This is a genomic window from Massilia sp. BHUDP2 (assembly GCF_046236355.1).
Taxonomy (GTDB): domain Bacteria; phylum Pseudomonadota; class Gammaproteobacteria; order Burkholderiales; family Burkholderiaceae_D; genus Telluria; species Telluria varians.
In genome coordinates this window covers 754,241-770,133 of sequence record NZ_JBJUVW010000003.1, presented here as the reverse complement: position 1 = coordinate 770,133, position 15,893 = coordinate 754,241, and the positions used below count along the sequence as shown (strand labels likewise).

The 15,893-nt window shown below is 63.6% G+C and carries 15 protein-coding genes; 11 read left to right on the top strand and 4 right to left on the bottom strand.

Annotated elements, in window-relative coordinates; genetic code table 11:
* On the top strand, positions 1-1,116 hold the full coding sequence (gene ald, locus ACK6C6_RS20225; protein WP_209589387.1) for an alanine dehydrogenase: 1,116 nt from the start codon (positions 1-3) through the stop codon (positions 1,114-1,116).
* Here ald and ACK6C6_RS20220 read toward each other — a convergent pair.
* Positions 1,113-1,880, bottom strand: coding sequence for a 5'-methylthioadenosine/adenosylhomocysteine nucleosidase (locus tag ACK6C6_RS20220; protein WP_409268960.1), 768 nt, complete (start codon positions 1,878-1,880; stop codon positions 1,113-1,115). The genes ald and ACK6C6_RS20220 overlap by 4 nt on opposite strands.
* A 28-nt stretch (positions 1,881-1,908) precedes the next feature.
* Entirely contained in the window at positions 1,909-2,355 is a 447-nt protein-coding gene (gene aac(6') / locus ACK6C6_RS20215; protein ID WP_409268959.1) for an aminoglycoside 6'-N-acetyltransferase, read from the bottom strand.
* Between the two features lie 1,423 nt (positions 2,356-3,778).
* Between aac(6') and ACK6C6_RS20210 the strand changes: the two genes are divergently transcribed.
* The 7 genes from ACK6C6_RS20210 (at position 3,779) to ACK6C6_RS20180 (ending at position 11,018) form a co-directional block, all read left to right on the top strand.
* The gene (locus tag ACK6C6_RS20210) at positions 3,779-5,404 is read left to right on the top strand and encodes a GMC family oxidoreductase (protein WP_409268958.1); all 1,626 of its coding nucleotides are present in this window, start codon (positions 3,779-3,781) and stop codon (positions 5,402-5,404) included.
* Between the two features lie 174 nt (positions 5,405-5,578).
* A complete protein-coding gene (locus tag ACK6C6_RS20205) occupies positions 5,579-6,352 on the top strand; it encodes an ABC transporter ATP-binding protein (RefSeq protein ID WP_409268957.1) in 774 nt (257 codons plus the stop codon).
* A complete protein-coding gene (locus ACK6C6_RS20200) occupies positions 6,349-7,056 on the top strand; it encodes an ABC transporter ATP-binding protein (RefSeq protein WP_409268956.1) in 708 nt (235 codons plus the stop codon). The genes ACK6C6_RS20205 and ACK6C6_RS20200 overlap by 4 nt, the downstream gene beginning before the upstream one ends.
* Positions 7,057-7,093: 37 nt before the next feature.
* On the top strand, positions 7,094-8,287 hold the full coding sequence (locus ACK6C6_RS20195) for an ABC transporter substrate-binding protein (RefSeq protein ID WP_409268955.1): 1,194 nt from the start codon (positions 7,094-7,096) through the stop codon (positions 8,285-8,287).
* An 11-nt stretch (positions 8,288-8,298) separates the two neighbouring features.
* The gene (locus ACK6C6_RS20190) at positions 8,299-9,183 is read left to right on the top strand and encodes a branched-chain amino acid ABC transporter permease (protein WP_409268953.1); all 885 of its coding nucleotides are present in this window, start codon (positions 8,299-8,301) and stop codon (positions 9,181-9,183) included.
* 1 nt (position 9,184) lies between these two features.
* Positions 9,185-10,162: a branched-chain amino acid ABC transporter permease gene (locus tag ACK6C6_RS20185; RefSeq protein WP_409268952.1), complete on the top strand. Its 978-nt coding sequence runs from the start codon at positions 9,185-9,187 to the stop codon at positions 10,160-10,162.
* A 34-nt stretch (positions 10,163-10,196) separates the two neighbouring features.
* A complete protein-coding gene (locus tag ACK6C6_RS20180; RefSeq protein WP_409268950.1) occupies positions 10,197-11,018 on the top strand; it encodes an alpha/beta fold hydrolase in 822 nt (273 codons plus the stop codon).
* Here the strand turns inward: ACK6C6_RS20180 and ACK6C6_RS20175 are convergent.
* Positions 11,013-12,170, bottom strand: a complete 1,158-nt coding sequence (locus ACK6C6_RS20175) for an iron-containing alcohol dehydrogenase (protein WP_409268949.1) — start codon at positions 12,168-12,170, stop codon at positions 11,013-11,015. The genes ACK6C6_RS20180 and ACK6C6_RS20175 overlap by 6 nt on opposite strands.
* A 96-nt stretch (positions 12,171-12,266) precedes the next feature.
* On the opposite strand from ACK6C6_RS20175, the gene ACK6C6_RS20170 reads away from it, so the two are divergent.
* Positions 12,267-13,037, top strand: a complete 771-nt coding sequence (locus ACK6C6_RS20170) for a sulfite exporter TauE/SafE family protein (RefSeq protein ID WP_409268947.1) — start codon at positions 12,267-12,269, stop codon at positions 13,035-13,037.
* Here the strand turns inward: ACK6C6_RS20170 and ACK6C6_RS20165 are convergent.
* Positions 13,021-13,230: a hypothetical protein gene (locus ACK6C6_RS20165; protein WP_409268946.1), complete on the bottom strand. Its 210-nt coding sequence runs from the start codon at positions 13,228-13,230 to the stop codon at positions 13,021-13,023. The genes ACK6C6_RS20170 and ACK6C6_RS20165 overlap by 17 nt on opposite strands.
* On the opposite strand from ACK6C6_RS20165, the gene mnmG reads away from it, so the two are divergent.
* Positions 13,229-15,160 carry a tRNA uridine-5-carboxymethylaminomethyl(34) synthesis enzyme MnmG gene (mnmG, locus tag ACK6C6_RS20160; RefSeq protein ID WP_409268944.1) on the top strand — a complete coding sequence of 644 codons (1,932 nt, stop codon included), beginning with the start codon at positions 13,229-13,231 and terminating at the stop codon, positions 15,158-15,160. The genes ACK6C6_RS20165 and mnmG overlap by 2 nt on opposite strands.
* Entirely contained in the window at positions 15,157-15,804 is a 648-nt protein-coding gene (rsmG, locus tag ACK6C6_RS20155; RefSeq protein WP_409268942.1) for a 16S rRNA (guanine(527)-N(7))-methyltransferase RsmG, read from the top strand. The genes mnmG and rsmG overlap by 4 nt, the downstream gene beginning before the upstream one ends.
* Positions 15,805-15,893: the final 89 nt, after the last annotated feature.

Below are 15,893 nucleotides of genomic sequence, written 5' to 3'. Positions count from 1 at the left end.
ATGCTTGTTGGCGTACCTAAGGAGATCAAGAATCACGAATACCGTGTCGGGATGACCCCACCCTCGGTGCGCGAACTGACGTCACGCGGCATCGACGTCATCGTGCAACAGGGCGCCGGCGAGCAGATCGGGCTCCTGGACGAGCAGTACATGGCGGCCGGCGCCAGCATGGTGGCCAGCGCCGGCGAAGTCTTCGCGCGTGCCGACATGATCGTCAAGGTCAAGGAGCCGCAGCCTGCCGAATGCGCGATGCTGCGCGAAGGGCAGGTGCTCTACACCTACCTGCACCTGGCGCCGGATCCCGAACAGACCGCCGCCCTGGTGAAATCGGGCGCGGTCTGCATCGCGTATGAAACCATCACCGGCCCGGGCGGCGGCCTGCCGCTGCTGGCGCCGATGAGCGAAGTGGCCGGCCGCATGGCGATCCAGGCCGGCGCCGCGCACCTGGAGAAATCCAAAGGCGGCATGGGCCTGCTGCTGGGCGGCGTGCCGGGTGTGGCGGCGGGCCATGTGGTGATCATCGGCGCCGGCGTGGTCGGCACCAATGCGCTGCAGATGGCGGTCGGCACCGGCGCGCGCGTGACGGTGCTCGACAAGAACGTCGACCGCCTGCGCCAGCTGGACCTGGTCTACGGCAACCGCATTTCCACGCTCTATTCCAACGCGCATGCGATCGAAGAAGCGGTGCTGGACGCCGACCTGGTGATCGGCGGCGTGCTGGTGCCGGGCGCCGCGGCGCCCAAGCTGGTCACCCGCGACATGATCGCGCGCATGAAGAAGGGCGCGGTGGTGGTGGACGTGGCGATCGACCAGGGCGGCTGCTTCGAGACCTCGCACCCGACCACCCATGCCGACCCGACCTTTGTCGTCGACGGCGTGATCCACTACTGCGTGGCGAACATGCCGGGCGCGGTGGCGCGCACCTCCACCTTCGCGCTCAACAACGCAACCATCGGCCACGCGGTGGCGCTGGCCACCAAGGGCTGGCGCCAGGCCTTATCGAACGACGTCCACCTGCGCAACGGCCTGAATGTCTGCCAGGGCAAGGTCACCTACGAAGCCGTAGCCCGGGACCTGCAATACGACTACGTGCCGGCCGAATCGCTGCTGGGCTAGAGCGGCCTGCTCGCCAGGTCCCGGCATACCCGCCGGGTGATGTGGAAAGCGTACTGCGCGGCCACCGATTTCACGAATCGCATGAAATCGGTGGCCGCGTTTTCATTGGCGTTGTCGGACACGGTGCGGATCACGGCACAGGGCACGCCCAGCTCGTAGCACACCTGCGCCACCGCGGCGCCTTCCATTTCGACCGCCACCAGGCCGGGCAAGGCCTCGTTGAGCGCATTCAGGCGCAGGCGCTCGCTCATGAACTGGTCGCCGCTTGCCACCAGGCCACGGTGCACGCGCGGCTGCGCCAGGCGGAATTCCCGCCGCTCGCCCTCGCTGATCGCGCTGTTCAGATCCTGCTCGAGGAAGTCATGGGCGGCGCGCGACAGGCGCAGCGACAGCTGCAGGTCCGGCTGGAAGTGCGTCAGGCCGGTGAGCGGCACCTCGAAACGGGGAAACAGCGGGCTCGCATCCATGTCGTGCTGGACCAGGGCTTCCGCGACCACGATATCGCCGACTTGCACCGTTTTATCCCCGGCGCCGGCCACGCCGGTGAAGAGGATGTGGGTAACTCCGAACTTTTCCACAAGGCTTGTGGCTGTCATCGCAGCCGCAACCTTGCCAATTCGCGATAGAACGCACACAGCGTCGATTTCCCACAGCGTCCCTGCCCAGTAGTCACGCATGCCATGGATGAGCTTGGCGGGCCCTTGCATGGCTTCTACGAGCCCCAGCTGTTCTTCGTACAGCGCGCTGATGATCCCCAGTCGCATGTTTTCCCTTGTTTTTCTTGCGTTTTTGTTATGAAAGCAGCTTGCGGAAGTAGACCACCCGCTCGGTTTCCTCGAATCCAAGCGCACGGTGCATCGCATGGCTGCTCGTATTGTCGAGTAAGGCATCCGACGCCATCTCGGTGCAGCCCTGTTGCTTGACCCATCGCTGCGCAGTGTTCACCAGCATGGCAGCGATGCCCTGCCGGCGGAAGCTTGGAGCGACGTACAAGCCTTCCAGGAAGCCGACAGGAGACGAGTCGGTGCCGTTGACGTAATCGCTGCGCAGCGTCACTTCGACCAATCCCTGAGGCTCTCCAAGGCTGGAATACGCGACGAACTGTGCATAACGCTCGGGTTGTGCACACAGCTCCTGCATTTCCTGCAGATGTTCGGCGCGATCCGCAGGCCATAAGGCCATGCGCAGCTGCAGCCAGCCGGCTTGTTCAGGGCTTGTACACGGTTTGATCGAGCTCATGAGGCTGCCAATTCTTACGCTTGAGTGTCCATTTTGCTTGTCTTACGAGCGTGAGGCCAGTGAAAACCTGGTTTTACCGGCTTTTCCGGACGCGCAGCACTTCACGGTATTAGTTAACTAAAGTTTGTATACAAACTGGTAGTAGATAGTAAACGCGGCCTCTTCTGTTGATAACTCAGGTTTACTCCACAGCATCAATGACTTGCAGACGCGTTTACCGGCTGAACAAAGGCTGTGTGGAGTTTGAACGAAACGTGGACAGTTTTTGGGCGAAGCAGGAATTGCAGCGTTCTGCACATCCGATCCTGTGGATATACATCGACTTTTCCACAGTCGCGTCGTCAACATTGCGTTGAGAAGCGGTTTGGCAGGCGATTTGCAGGCAAGCGGTGGTCCAGGATCGATCCTGACGGACGGTGTTGGCCAGTTATTGGCAAACCGTGCTGGCGGTCGACAGGTTTCCGGGCTCGACGCTGTCGCTGCTGGATTCGCGCTGCTGGTTTTGTTGTTGTAGTAAACAAGTTTGTATACAAACTGGTAGTAATAGTAAACGCGCAATCCATTGTGGATAACAAGGGTTTTCTCCACAGCGTCAATGGTTTACGGTCGCGTTAACCTGCTGAACAAGGCTTGTGTTTGAACTGGAGGAAACTTGGACAGAATTTTGGCTGACCGGGTTAACCGGCTGTTCTGCACATTCGATCCTGTGGATATCCCAGCTGTTTTCCACAGATGAGTTCGAAAGTGGGAGTTTTGCAGGCCAGAAGGACGAACCGGGTGGTCTGGCGTGCTTTCAGGCTGGCGGTGCGCGTGAACCTGCCAGCAGGATCGGCAGGTGGCATCCGGGATGTGGTCGCGCGCTGAACCAAGTTCGGAGTTGAAGCTTGCGACCAGACTTTGCATCCAGGGCTTCAGCTGGCGTATGCCTATGTTCGTCGCTGTGTTTCGGGGTTGTCGGCAGACTGCGACGCAGGCTAAAAAAAATTTCGAAAAAATTTCTACAGGTTTACAACCAAAGTTTGTATACAACGGTAGTAGTAGTGGTTAACGGCGACCCCAGCTTGTGGACAACACGGTTAACGCCCGGAAAATCATTGGTTTAGCGAGCGCATAAGGCAGTGCATCACTGGCGCGTGAAGGCGGCCTGAAAACTGGACAAGTTTTTGAGCACCCCCTAAACCTTTTGGTTCTGCACAAATCAGACCTGTGGATATCAAGAGGCTTATCCACAGAGGGGCCCTAGACTTCCGTTTACGATCTGGTAAGCTTGCCTCAACGAATGACGAACGGAGGCCTTGGTGGATCTCGACGCGCTGTCTCGTAAGCTCTTGCCACGTGAGCCGAAGTGCGGCGGTTCGCGTTCGCTCCGCCATGAGGAGCGTGGCGAGCGCGGCAATGGCAGCGGTGTGCGGGAACGCTAGCCTTGGAATCGGCCGGCGAGTACGACTACATCATCGTCGGCGGCGGCACGTCCGGCTGTGTGCTGGCCAACCGGCTGAGCAGTAACCCGAAGATCGAGGTCCTGCTGGTGGAGGCGGGCGGCCGTGACGATTACATGTGGATCCACATCCCGGTCGGCTACCTGCATTGCATCGGCAATCCGCGCACGGACTGGCTGCTGCGCACCGAGGCCGATCCCGGCCTGCACGGACGGGCGCTGATCTACCCGCGCGGCAAGGTGCTGGGTGGCAGTTCGTCGATCAACGGCATGATCTACATGCGTGGCCAACCGGCGGATTACGCGCGCTGGGCGACGGTGACCGGCGACGATTCCTGGCGCTGGGAGAGGGTGCTGCCGCTGTTCAAGCGCAGCGAAGACCACTACCTGGGGGCGAGCGAACTGCATGGCGCGGGCGGCGAATGGCGTGTCGAAAAGCAGCGGCTGTCATGGCAGATCCTCGACGCGTTTCGTGAAGCGGCAGCCGAGACCGGCATTCCGAAGATCGATGATCTGAACGCCGGCCGCGGCGAAGGTTCGGCTTATTTCGAGGTCAACCAGCGGCGCGGCATTCGCCTGAATACCGCGAAGGCCTTCCTGAAACCGGCGGCGAAACGGCCCAACCTGACCATCATGACTGGCTGCCACGTCGAGCGCCTGCTGTTCGAGGACACCGAGCAAGCCAAAGTCTGCACCGGCATCCGCTTCACCGGTGGAGGCCAAGCCTACACGGCGACGGCACGCCGCGAGACCCTGCTGGCGGCGGGCGCGGTGGGTTCGCCGCAGATCCTGCAGCTGTCCGGCATCGGGGCAGCGGAAGAACTTCAGCGCCACGGTATCGCGCCGGTCGCGGACCTGCCCGGCGTCGGCGCTAACCTGCAGGACCACCTGCAACTGCGCATGATCTTCAAGGTCCAGGGCGTGAGCACCCTGAACACGCGCGCCACCAACTGGTTCGGCAAGACGCTCATTGGACTGGAGTATGCGTTCTTTCGAAGCGGGCCGATGTCGATGGCGCCCTCGCAACTGGGCGCCTTCGCCAGGTCGTCGCCGGACCTGGCGGCGCCGAATCTGCAGTACCACGTCCAGCCCCTGTCGCTGGACAAGTTCGGCGATCCGCTGCACCGCTTCCCGGCGTTCACGGCCAGCGTGTGCAACTTGCAGCCCACTTCACGCGGGCATGTCCGCATCGCTTCCAGCGACAGCTACGCGCCGCCCAGGATCACGCCGAACTACCTGAGTACCGAGGCCGACCGCACAACCGCCGCCGCGGCGCTGGCGCTGACGCGCCGCATCGTGGCTGCGCCGGCCCTGGCGAAATACCGCCCCGAAGAGTTCATGCCCGGCCCGCAATACCAGAGCGAGAAAGAACTGGCCCACGCGGCAGGGCTGGTCGGCACCACGATTTTCCATCCGGTCGGCACCTGCCGCATGGGCAAGGAGAACGATCCGCTGGCAGTGGTCGACAGCCGCCTGCGGGTGCGCGGCGTGGGGAAACTGCGCGTCGTCGACGCCTCGATCATGCCCTTCATCACCTCCGGGAACACCAATTCCCCGACCATCATGATTGCGGAAAAGGCCGCCCAGGACATCCTCGGCGACCAGGCTTGAAGCAGGCTCGTGCAAAAACGCACACCCGGCTTGCGCTGATATGGCGCATCCGCACCACGCACGCCAGCCCGGCCGTATTGTGAGGGCCGGGGCTTGTATGTATCATCAGGCAAGCAGTCCTCGCAGTCCGGTCCGCAGTTTTATCAATCTGCAGCATCGCGTGTTGGAGACCCAATGGCGGATGTCATCCTGGAGACGAACAAGCTCACCAAGGTGTTCAAGGGATTCACGGCAGTCAGCGAGGTCAGCCTGCAAGTAGAACGCGGCCACATCCACGCCCTGATCGGCCCGAACGGCGCCGGCAAGACCACCTGCTTCAACCTGCTCACCCGTTTCCTGGCGCCGACGTCCGGCCAGATCCTCTTCAACGGGCGCGATATCACGGGCGCACGGCCTGCGCGGATCGCGCGCATGGGCATCATCCGTTCCTTCCAGATTTCCGCCGTCTTTCCGCACATGACGGTGCTCGAGAACGTGCGCATCGGCCTGCAGCGCCAGCTCGGCACCAGCTTTCACTTCTGGCGCAGCAGCCGCTCGCTGGATCGCCTGAACGCGCGCGCACTCGCCCTGCTGGCCGACGTCGGCCTGGACAGTTTTGCCGACACCATGACCGCCGACCTGCCATACGGCCGCAAGCGCGCCCTGGAAATCGCCACCACACTGGCCATGGAGCCGGAACTGATGCTGCTGGACGAGCCGACCCAGGGCATGGGCCATGAAGATGTCCACAGGGTGACCGAGCTCATCAAGAAGGTGTCGGCGGGCCGCACCATCCTGATGGTCGAGCACAACATGAACGTGGTGGCCGGCATCTGCGACCGCATCTCGGTCCTGCAGCGCGGCGCGGTGCTGGCCGAAGGCAGCTATGCCGAGGTGTCGCGCAATCCACAGGTCATGGAAGCCTACATGGGCACGGGCGACGGCAGTCTGGCGGGAGCGCAGCATTGAGCGCCGCCCTCGAGATCCGCGACCTGCACGCCTGGTACGGCGAATCGCACATCCTGCACGGGATCAGCCTCGACGTGGCGCAGGGCGAAGTGGTGACCTTGTTGGGCCGTAACGGCGCCGGGCGCACCACGCTGCTGCGCGCCATCATGGGCTTGACCGGCCGGCGCAGCGGCGCGATCCGGGTGAACGGGGTCGAATCGATCGGCCTGCCTACCCACCTTATCGCCCATCTCGGCATCGGCTACTGCCCCGAGGAGCGCGGCATTTTTTCCTCGCTGTCGGCGGAGGAAAACCTGCTGCTGCCGCCGCAGCTGAAGGGGGCAGGGCCGGGCTTAGGCGTCGACGAGATCTACCGGATGTTCCCCAACCTGTACGAGCGCCGCCACAGCCAGGGCACGCGCCTGTCGGGTGGCGAGCAGCAGATGCTGGCCGTCGCCCGCATCCTGCGCACCGGCGCGCGCCTGCTGCTGCTCGACGAGATATCCGAAGGGCTGGCGCCGGTCATCGTGCAGAGCCTGGCGCGCACCATCAGGACCCTGAAAGAGAAGGGCTACACGATCGTCATGGTCGAACAGAATTTTCGTTTCGCCGCGCCGCTCGCGGACCGCTTCTACGTGGTCGAGCACGGCCAGGTGGTCGAGACCTTCGGCGCCGCCGAACTGGACAAGAAGATGCCGCTGCTGAACGAGCTGCTCGGCGTCTGAACATGTGAACAACCCGCACACACCAAACGGAGACAACATGAAACGCACCGCCCTTGCCCTCGCTGCCGCTTTTGTCACCATGTCCGCCCAGGCCCAGATCTCGGGCGACGTCGTCAAGATCGGCTTCATCACCGACCTGTCCGGCGTGTATTCGGACGTCGACGGCAACGGCGGGGCGGAAGCGATCCGCATGGCGATCGCCGACGTGAAAGGCGCCATCAACGGCAAGAAGATCCAGCTGGTGGTGGCGGACCACCAGAACAAGCCGGACATCGCCGCCTCCAAGGCGCGCGAATGGTTCGACCAGCAGGGCGTCGACCTGCTCATCGGCGGCACCAATTCCGGCGCCAGCCTGGCGATGGCCAAGGTGGCCGCGGAAAAGAAAAAGCTGTTCATCGCGATCGGTTCCGGCACCGCGCAGCTGACCAACGAACAATGCACGCCCTACACCGTCCACTACGCCTACGACACCGTGGCGCTGGCGCGCGGCACCGGCACGGCCATGCTCAAGCAGGGCGGCAAGTCCTGGTACTTCCTGACCGCCGACTACGCCTTCGGCCAGTCGCTCGAGAAGGACACGGCCGACGTCGTCAAGGCGGGCGGCGGCACGGTGGTGGGCAGCGTCAAGCACCCGCTGTCGGCCTCGGACTTCTCGTCCTTCCTGCTGCAGGCGCAGGCTTCCAAGGCGCAGGTTCTGGGCATGGCCAATGCCGGCGGTGACCTGATCAATGCGGTGAAGGCGGCCAACGAGTTCGGCCTGACGAAGAAGATGAAGGTGGCCGGCCTGCTGGTGTTCATCAACGACGTGCACACCCTGGGTCTGAACACGACGCAGGGCATGTACCTGACCGATGGCTGGTACTGGGACCGCACCCCGGAGTCCCGCGCCTGGGCCAAGCGCTATTTTGCCAAGATGAAGAAGCAGCCCTCGATGCTGCAGGCCGGCGACTACTCGGCCACCATGCAGTACTTGAATGCGGTGAAAGCCCTGGGTACCGACAATGCCGAGAAGGTGATGGCGCACCTGAAGGCCACCCCGATCAACGACATGTTCGCCAGGAACGGCACGATCCGCCCGGATGGGCGCATGGTGCACGACATGTACCTGATGCAGGTGAAGACGCCGCAGGAATCGAAGGGCGCGTGGGACTACTACAAGGTAGTCGCCACCATTCCGGGGGACCAGGCTTATACGAAGAAGGCCGAGACCAAGTGCGCACTGTGGAAGTGAGCCGCTAGCGCATGGAGATCCTGGGCATCCCCCTCCAGGCCCTGCTGAGCCAGCTCCTGCTCGGCCTGGTCAACGGCTCCTTCTACGCCATGCTCTCGCTGGGCCTGGCCGTCATCTTCGGCCTGCTGAACGTCATCAACTTCTCGCATGGTGCGCTGTACATGATGGGCGCCTTCGCCGCCTACATCGGCGTCACCAGTTTCGGCCTGAACTACTGGGTGATGCTGCTGGTCGCCCCGCTGCTGGTCGGCCTGTTCGGCATCCTGGTCGAGCGCACGATGCTGCGCTGGCTGTACCGGCTCGACCACCTCTACGGCCTGCTGCTGACCTTCGGCATTACGCTGCTGCTGGAAGGCGTGTTCCGCTCCTTCTTCGGGGTGTCGGGCCAGACCCTGGACGTGCCGGAACAGCTGGCCGGGGCCACCGACCTCGGCTTCATGGTCCTGCCGAACTACCGCGCCTGGGTCGTCGCCGCCTCGCTGTGCGTGTGCCTGTCCACCTGGTTCGTGATCGAAAAGACCCGTCTGGGGGCCTACCTGCGCGCCGGTACCGAGAACCCGAAGCTGGTCGAGGCCTTCGGCATCAACGTGGCGCTGATGGTCACGCTCACCTATGGCTTCGGCGTGGCGCTGGCCGGCTTCGCGGGCGTGCTGGCGGCGCCGGTCATCAACGTCACGCCGCTGATGGGCTCGAACCTGATCATCGTCGTCTTCGCGGTGGTCGTCATCGGGGGCATGGGCTCGATCCTCGGCGCGATCCTGACCGGCCTGGCCCTCGGCGTGATCGAAGGCCTGACCCGCGTGTTCTATCCGGAAGGCTCGGAAGTGGTGGTGTTCGTCGTGATGGTGATCGTCCTGCTGCTGCGTCCGGCCGGACTGTTTGGCAAGGAACGATGAGATGAACAAGAAGATCGCTTACCTCCTCGCGCTGGCGCTGTTCCTGGCCGCGCCCTTCCTGGCCTATCCGGTGTTCCTGATGAAGCTGCTGTGCTTCGCCCTGTTCGCCTGCGCCTTCAACCTCCTGATCGGATTTACCGGGCTGCTCTCCTTCGGCCATGCCGCTTTTTTCGGCAGCGCCGGCTACGTCACCGGACACCTGCTGGCGGTGGTGGGGCTGCCGACCGAGCTCGGCATCGTGCTGGGCGTGGCTGCCTCGAGCCTACTGGGCCTGGTGATCGGCGCGCTGGCGATCCGCCGGCAAGGCATCTACTTTTCGATGATCACGCTGGCGCTGGCCCAGATGGTCTATTTCGCGGCCCTGCGTTCCCCCTTTACCCACGGCGAGGATGGGTTGCAGGGCGTGCCGCGCGGGCGCTTGTTCGGCCTGCTGGACCTGTCGAACGACCTGGCGATGTACTACCTGGTGCTGGCGATCGCCGTGGCCGGCTTCCTGCTCATCGTTCGTATCGTCCGGTCGCCCTTCGGCCAGGTGCTCAAGGCGATCAAGGAAAACGAGGCACGCGCCGTGTCGCTGGGCTACGAGGTGGACCGCTACAAGCTGCTGGCCTTCGTGCTCTCGGCAAGCTTGGCAGGGCTTGCGGGCGCCACCAAGACGGTGGTGCTGGGCTTCGAGACGCTGACCGACGTGCACTGGACCATGTCGGGGCTGGTGGTCCTGATGACGCTCGTGGGCGGCATGGGAACCCTGGCCGGGCCCATCCTCGGCGCCTTCCTCGTCATCGCGCTGGAGAACAAGCTGGGCGACGTCGGCAGCTGGCTGGCGGAACAGTCGGGCGTGGCGTGGTTCGGGACGCTCGGCGAGTCGGTGGGCATGGTGACGGGCCTGATCTTCATTGTCTGTGTTCTATTGTTCCGTCGTGGTATCGTTGGGGAACTGGGTGCGCTGCTCGAGCGTGGCCGCAAGGTCGCCACGTAGGGAAGGGCGGCTGCCCATTGCACGCGGAGCGGACATGAAGCTGGAATCCCATTACGTCGACGTACACGGCCTGCGCATGCATTACGTCAGCGCGGGCGAAGGCCCGGCCGTGATCCTGATGCACGGCTTTCCGGACACCCATGCGATCTGGCGGCTCCAGGTCCCGGCGCTGGCTGCCAAAGGTTTCCGGGTCATCGCGCCCGACATGCGCGGCTACGGCAAGACCGACGCGCCGCCCGCTACCGGCGCCTACGCCATCGAATTCCTGTGCGCCGACATCCTCGGCCTGATGGACCAGCTCGGCCTGGACAAAGCCTCGCTCGTGGGCCACGACTGGGGCGGGCTGGTCGGCTGGCAGCTGTGCATGAATGCGCCGCAGCGCTTCGAGCGTTTCGTCGCCCTGTCCACCGGACACCCGGCGGCGATCGCCAATGCCGGCGTCACCCAGCAGATGCGCTTCTGGTACATCCTGGGCTTTCTGATGCCGGTGGTGGCCGAACACGCGATCCGCGCCAACGACTGGTTCTTCCTGCGCCAGATGACGCGCCGTCCGGAACAGGTCGCAATCTGGCGGGCCGCGCTGGAGCCGGAAGGGCGCCTGACGGCGGCGCTGAACTACTACCGCGCCAACCTCAAGCTGGGCAGGCCGCACCACTGGCGTCCGGTCGAAGTGCCGGTGATGGGCGTCTGGAGCGACCGCGACCCGGCGCTGGGAGAGAAGCAGATGTTGGATTCGGTTCACCACTGCCGCGCGGGATTTCGCTACGAGCGCCTGAGCGGGGCGGGGCACTGGATGCAACTGTCGGCGACGGAGCGCCTCAACGCCCTGCTGCTCGACTTCCTGCGGAGTTCATAAAGCAGCGGCGTAGATGGCACGCGCATCGGCGCGCGTGACTTCCCGTGGGTTGTTGCCGAGCAGTCTGGTTTGCAGCATGGCCTCGTCGGCCAGACACTCGAGGTCGGCTTCCGTAATGCCGACCTGGCGCAAGCTCGTTTCGATCCCCGTCATCTTAGCTATTTGTTGCGTCGCAACAATGAGTGCTTCCGCTCGGGCTTCCTCACTGCCGCTCGCATGGGGCACGACGATGCCCGCCAGTTCGGCATACAGCCGGCTCGCCTGAGGCAGGTTAAAGCGCAGCACGTGCGGAAGGACGAGCGAATTCGACAGGCCATGCGGCACGTGGAAAATGCCTCCGATCGGGTAAGCCAGCGCATGTACGGCGGCGACTGGTGCGTTCGAAAAGGCCTGGCCTGCCAGGCAGGCGCCGAGCAGCATGGCCTGTCGCGCGCCGATGTCGCTGCCCTGCTCGCAGGCGCGCAGCAGGTTGCGCGACAGCAGCGACAACGCTTCGCGGGCCAGCGCATCGGACAGCGGATTCTTCTTGTGCCTGCTCGTGTAGGCCTCGATGGCATGCACCATCGCATCGATGCCGGTCGTGGCCGTGACCGTCGGCGGCAGCCCCAGGGTCAAGGCCGCATCGAGGATGGCGAGGTCGGCGTACAGCTGGGGCGCGACGATCCCGCTCTTGGTGGTGGCGCCGGTGGTGACGATGGCGATATTGGTCACCTCCGATCCGGTGCCGGCCGTGGTCGGCACCTGCACCAGGGGCAGGCGATGAGCGCTGACTTTGCCGATGCCATAGATCTCGCCGATTGGCTGCCGCGAGCCGGCCAGGACCGCAACGAGCTTGGCCACATCCATCGAACTGCCGCCGCCGAAACCGATGACAAGGTCTGCTTCATGGCGGCGTGCCGCTTCGACCGCGTCCAGAACCACTGCCTCGGGCGGGTCCGCGACCACGGCGGAGAAGACCGCGGGCCTCATGCTTTCCTGCTCCAGGCTGAGCATTGGCAGTGCGAGCAGGCCGGTGCGCAGGAAGCCGGCATCGGTGACGATGAAGGGGCAGCGGACCTGCGGGAAGCGCTCCGCGATGATCGCGCCGAGACGGTGCGTCAGGCCCGGTTCGGACAGGATGCTGGGGACGGTGCTGAAGGCGAAGGCGGTCATGGCGTGTCTCCTGTGTTTTTATCGGACAAGCTTACCCCATCCATTCCCATTCCACTGCCGTACAATGCAGCCTCTGCATTCCTCCACGTTTTCCCCATGATTGATTTTGCTTGGCTCGGCGTTGCTGCCTTCACCGCCGGGCTGGTCGATGCCGTCGTCGGCGGCGGCGGCCTGATCCAGATTCCCGCAATTTTCTCCGTCCTGCCGAAAGAGGTTCCCGCGACGCTGCTGGGAACCAACAAGTTCGCCAGCATCTTCGGCACCAGTGCCGCCGCCGTGAATTACGCGCGGCGGGTGAGAGTGGCGTGGAGCACCGCCGCGCCGGCTGCGCTGGCGGCCTTCGCGCTGTCCTTCGCCGGCGCCTGGACCGTGACGCGGGTGCCGGCGGATTTTGTACGTACGCTGCTGCCGATCATCCTGGTGGCGGTGGCCGTCTACACCTTCAAGAAGAAGGACCTCGGTTCGGTGCATGCACCGGTGCACAGCGGACTCGCGGAGCGCTACTGGGCCATCGGCATCGGCGCCGCGATCGGCTTCTATGACGGTTTCTTCGGTCCAGGCACCGGCAGCTTCCTGATCTTCCTGTTCGTGCGCTTCTTCGGCTTCGATTTCCTGAGCGCGTCCGCAGCGGCGAAGATCGTTAACGTCGCCTGTAACTTCTCGGCCCTGCTGTGGTTCGGCTACAGCGGCCATTTGCTGTGGCAGCTCGGCTTGATGATGGCGGCGTGCCAGGTCGCCGGTTCGCTGATCGGCACCAGGCTGGCGCTGAAGCATGGCAGCGGGTTTGTGCGCAAGCTGTTCCTGGTTGTCGTGTCGGGACTGATCCTGAAAACCGCTTACGATGCCTTCATCAAGATCGGTTGGTGATTGTTCCACGTGAAACAGCAAAGCCGGGTTCGCCCGGCTTTTTTGTTTTTTGTTCCACGTGAAACACTCGGGCGATGGCCCGGCTAAATGTTCCACGTGAAACAAAATCTGTCGTTTTCAGCCCCCTAAAAGCTTCCGCAAGAAAAAAGAATCTATAATCGCGCATTAGACTCCTCGCCTCACTCTCCATCATGCTATTTCCTACTGAATTCGACGTCATCGTCGTCGGCGGCGGCCATGCCGGTACCGAGGCCGCACTTGCGTCCGCGCGCACGGGTCAGAAGACCCTGCTGCTGACCCACAACATCGAAACCCTCGGCGCCATGTCGTGCAACCCATCGATTGGCGGCATCGGCAAGGGCCACCTCGTCAAGGAAGTCGACGCCCTCGGCGGCGCCATGGCGATCGCCACCGACGAGTCGGGCATCCAGTTCCGCATCCTGAACTCGTCCAAGGGCCCGGCCGTGCGCGCCACCCGTGCCCAGGCCGACCGCATGTTGTATAAGCAGGCGATCCGCTCGCGCCTGGAAAACCAGCCGAACCTGTGGCTGTTCCAGCAAGCCGTGGAAGACCTGATGCTGGAAGGCGACCGCGTGGTCGGCGCCGTCACCCAGGTCGGACTGAAGTTCCGTGCCCGCGCCGTGGTCCTCACCGCCGGTACTTTCCTGGACGGGAAGATCCACGTCGGCCTGCAGAACTACTCGGGCGGCCGCGCTGGCGATCCCCCCGCCGTCTCGCTGTCGAGCCGCCTGAAAGAACTCAAGCTGCCGCAGGGCCGCCTGAAAACCGGCACGCCACCGCGCATCGACGGCCGCAGCATCGACTTCTCGGTCTTGTCGGAACAGCCGGGCGACCTCGATCCGGTGCCGGTGTTCTCGGTCATGGGCAATGCCGCCATGCACCCGCGCCAGGTGCCGTGCTGGGTGACCCATACCAACGAGAAGACCCACGAGATCATCCGCAACGGCCTGGATCGCAGCCCGATGTACACCGGCGTGATCGAGGGCGTGGGCCCGCGCTACTGCCCCTCGATCGAAGACAAGATCCACCGTTTTGCTTCGAAAGAGTCGCACCAGATCTTCCTGGAACCGGAAGGCTTGACGACCAACGAGTTCTACCCGAACGGGATCTCGACCAGCCTGCCGTTCGACGTGCAGCTGGAACTGGTGCGCTCGATGCGCGGCATGGAGAACGCTTTCATCCTGCGCCCCGGCTATGCGATCGAGTACGACTACTACGATCCGCGCGGCCTGAAGGCCTCGCTGGAAACCAGGGCGATCAAGGGCCTGTTCTTTGCCGGCCAGATCAACGGCACCACTGGCTATGAAGAAGCGGCCGCGCAAGGCCTGCTGGCCGGCTTGAACGCCGCGCTGCAGACCCAGGGCAAGGATGCCTGGACGCCGGGCCGCTCGGAAGCCTACCTCGGCGTGCTGGTCGACGACCTCACCACCCAGGGCGTGGCCGAGCCTTACCGCATGTTCACCAGCCGCGCCGAATACCGCCTGTCCCTGCGCGAGGACAATGCCGACATGCGCCTGACCGAGATCGGCCGCAAGCTCGGCATCGTCGGCGATGCCCAATGGGCCGCCTTCGAGAACAAGCGCGAATCGGTGGCCCGCGAGCTCGAGCGCCTGCGCTCGACCTGGGTCAACCCGCGCATCCTGGCCGCGGCCGAATCCGAGCGCGTGGTGGGACAGGCGATCGAACGCGAGTACAACCTGGCCGACCTACTGCGCCGCCCGGGCGTGCAGTACGACATCCTGATGAGCATGACCGGGGTCGAAGGCCAGGCGCTGGCCGGCCCTGGCGTGGAAGACCCGGCGGTGAAGGAACAGATCGAGATCCAGCTGAAGTACGCCGGCTACATCGACCGCCAGGCGCGCGAAGTCGAGCGTCACGACCACTACGAGAACCTGAAGCTGCCGGAAAACCTGAACTACCTGGACATCCAGGCCCTGTCCTTCGAGGTGCGCCAGAAGCTCGACAAGCAGCGTCCGGAAACCCTGGGCCAGGCTTCGCGCATCTCGGGCGTCACCCCGGCGGCGATCTCGCTGCTGCTGGTGCACCTGAAAAAGCGCGGCGCCAAGGGCTTTACCAACGCGCCGGCGGAGCAGGCTGAATGAAATATTTCGACCGCGCCGCACTGGCGCAGGTGCTGGCTGACGGCATCAAGGACATGCATCTCGACGTATCGGCAGCACAGCAGGACAAGCTGCTCGATTACCTGGCGCTGATGAACAAGTGGAACAGCGTCTACAACCTGACCTCGCTGCGCGACCCGATGCAGATGGTGACTCACCACCTGCTCGATTCGCTCGCGGCGGTGCCGGCCTTTACGGACGCCCGCAATGTGCTGGACGTCGGGGCAGGGGGCGGATTACCGGGCGTGGTGCTCGCAATCTGCAGGCCAGGCATGAAATTGTCGATGATCGACACGGTCCACAAGAAAACCGCCTTCCTCAAGCAGGTGAAAGCGGAACTCGAGCTGGCCAACGTCACCGTGCACACCATGAAGGTGCAGGAACTCGACGTGAGCGACAAATTCGACGTGATTACTTCCCGCGCGTTTGCCGACCTCACGGATTTCCTGAACTGGTCGGGGCATCTGCTGGCCGAGGGCGGGAAATTCATCGCCTTGAAAGGCACGGCGCCGGCGGAAGAGCAGGAGCGCATACCGGCGGAATGGAAAATAAGCGGTTTACAGCCATTGCAGGTTCCAAGGCTGGGCGCGGAGCGCCACCTCATATTTGTCGAGAGATCGGCGTAAACAAAATAAACCGTATAAACAGTTTATATCGTTTATAAAGTACAAACCGTTTAAATTGTTTGTACGATATGAACGATATACCACCTTGG

Excerpts from the sequence above, each read along its gene's own strand:
- ald (WP_209589387.1), top strand. The coding sequence starts at position 1 with ATGCTTGTTGGCGTACCTAAGGAGATCAAGAATCACGAATACCGTGTC.
- ACK6C6_RS20220 (WP_409268960.1), bottom strand. The coding sequence starts at position 1,880 with ATGCGACTGGGGATCATCAGCGCGCTGTACGAAGAACAGCTGGGGCTC.
- ACK6C6_RS20205 (WP_409268957.1), top strand. The coding sequence starts at position 5,579 with ATGGCGGATGTCATCCTGGAGACGAACAAGCTCACCAAGGTGTTCAAG.
- ACK6C6_RS20195 (WP_409268955.1), top strand. The coding sequence starts at position 7,094 with ATGAAACGCACCGCCCTTGCCCTCGCTGCCGCTTTTGTCACCATGTCC.
- ACK6C6_RS20190 (WP_409268953.1), top strand. The coding sequence starts at position 8,299 with ATGGAGATCCTGGGCATCCCCCTCCAGGCCCTGCTGAGCCAGCTCCTG.
- ACK6C6_RS20185 (WP_409268952.1), top strand. The coding sequence starts at position 9,185 with ATGAACAAGAAGATCGCTTACCTCCTCGCGCTGGCGCTGTTCCTGGCC.
- ACK6C6_RS20180 (WP_409268950.1), top strand. The coding sequence starts at position 10,197 with ATGAAGCTGGAATCCCATTACGTCGACGTACACGGCCTGCGCATGCAT.
- ACK6C6_RS20175 (WP_409268949.1), bottom strand. The coding sequence starts at position 12,170 with ATGACCGCCTTCGCCTTCAGCACCGTCCCCAGCATCCTGTCCGAACCG.
- ACK6C6_RS20170 (WP_409268947.1), top strand. The coding sequence starts at position 12,267 with ATGATTGATTTTGCTTGGCTCGGCGTTGCTGCCTTCACCGCCGGGCTG.
- mnmG (WP_409268944.1), top strand. The coding sequence starts at position 13,229 with ATGCTATTTCCTACTGAATTCGACGTCATCGTCGTCGGCGGCGGCCAT.
- ACK6C6_RS20165 (WP_409268946.1), bottom strand. The coding sequence starts at position 13,230 with ATGATGGAGAGTGAGGCGAGGAGTCTAATGCGCGATTATAGATTCTTT.
- rsmG (WP_409268942.1), top strand. The coding sequence starts at position 15,157 with ATGAAATATTTCGACCGCGCCGCACTGGCGCAGGTGCTGGCTGACGGC.